Source organism: Nakamurella sp. GG22 (genome assembly GCF_052976845.2).
This window is the reverse complement of sequence record NZ_JBRIIO020000072.1, coordinates 1-1,435: the sequence shown is the minus strand read 5'-3', so window position 1 is coordinate 1,435 and position 1,435 is coordinate 1. Positions and strand designations below refer to the sequence as shown.

Annotated in this window: 1 protein-coding gene and 1 pseudogene; both read right to left on the bottom strand. The window is 67.2% G+C overall.

Features of this window, described 5'->3' with window-relative positions; translation table 11 throughout:
• Nucleotides 1–249: pseudogene (locus ACVBEQ_RS28040) on the bottom strand (hypothetical protein); the annotation flags it as partial.
• Complete coding sequence (locus ACVBEQ_RS28035; protein ID WP_447156727.1) at nt 246–1,169, bottom strand: ParA family protein; 924 nt, start codon at nt 1,167–1,169, stop codon at nt 246–248. The gene ACVBEQ_RS28035 and the pseudogene ACVBEQ_RS28040, both read right to left, overlap by 4 nt.
• Nucleotides 1,170–1,435 lie beyond the last annotated feature (266 nt).

Below are 1,435 nucleotides of genomic sequence, written 5' to 3'. Positions count from 1 at the left end.
GGGGGGGGGGCGTTGGGGTGGGGTGGCGGGGGCGGGGGGAGAGGTGGGGGGCTGGGCGGCCGGCGTCGTTGTGACGGTCACCGGAGTCTGGTCCTTGGCGACCGGCGGATCCTGCGTGTGCTCCCCCACCGGTACGTCGTCGGCGTCGACCGCTGATGGTTCGGGGTCGGGTCGGGGTCGACGTGCCGGTTTGCCGAGCAGGCCTGCAAGGTCGGGGGTTTGCATGGGGCGGGGTGTCGTGCTGGTCACGCCATGACCTCGTCGATGTCGGTGGCTGCTTCGAGTGCGCTGATGCGGGTGAGGATTTCGTGGGCGAGGGCGGCGTAGTCCGCGGCGAGTGCGGGGGCCGATCCGGGAGAGCTGGGTTTGCGTCCTTCTCGCAGCGCCTGCCAGAAGGGTTCGCCCTCTAGTTGTGCGGCGTGCTCGTGGATCAGTAGGCCGCGGCGGCGCGAGTCGGTGGCGGCGATGCTGTGTCGGATGGTGTTGTCGAACAGTGGTGCCACTCCCCCGAGCGCCTGGGTGATCTCCGCGCTGATTTCTCGTTTGAGGCGGGTGGCCGAGCTGGCGATGTCGAACAGGACAACACCGAGGAGCTCGAGGTCGGGGTTGTTGGTGCGGGCTTCGACCAGGCGTTGGGCGATGCGGGTCATTCCTTTGAGGCTGGCGGCGTCGCCTCGGGTGGGGATGATCAGCCATCTTGCGGCGCCGAGCGCGAGAAGTTGGAGGTTCGGCTCGCCAGGCGGGCAGTCGATGAGGATCAGGTCGTAGTCGTCGCGCTGATTGAGCAGGCTCGCGAGGGGTCCGGCGAGGACATCGGCGACGGGGGTGCCGCGGCGGTGCCGGGCAAGGAGCAGGCCGGCGAGGTCGTCGAGGCGTTCGCCGCCGCAGATGACGTCGATGCCCGGGCGGGCCTGCGGCAATGTCACTGCCAGCGGTGTGTCGGTGGCCAGGGCGGCGACGAGTCCAGCCCCGTTGTCACCGGTGCCGGCGCCGGTGTAGCCGAGGTCCTCACCTGCGTTGCCTTGAGGGTCGAGGTCGATGAGGAGGATGCGGTAGCCGGCGGTTGACGCGAGTCCGGCGAGGGTGGTGCTAAGGCTGGTCTTCCCCACTCCCCCTTTGCCGTTCGCTATCGCGACGACACGGCTCAGCGCGCCCCTGTCGATTGTCATGATCGCCAGGATGGCAGCTGAGGTACTCGGCACTGCGGAGGCTCGCTGGCGGTAGGCGTGACGAGAAGCCTGCCGGTGGCGCTGTCCCACGGCCTAAAGAGCTACGCCGCTGAGTTGACGGCTCGCCTAATAGGCCTGTGGGCGCCTGTATCGAGTCATCAATGCAATGGTACTTCGGTTGCTGGTTGTATTGCTGGCTGTATTGCGAGCCGAGCTTGTCAAGATTTCTGTGTAAGTGGCGGTCGGTTTCGGTTAGTTGATCTTGT

Excerpts from the sequence above, each read along its gene's own strand:
- ACVBEQ_RS28035 (WP_447156727.1), bottom strand. The coding sequence starts at position 1,169 with ATGACAATCGACAGGGGCGCGCTGAGCCGTGTCGTCGCGATAGCGAAC.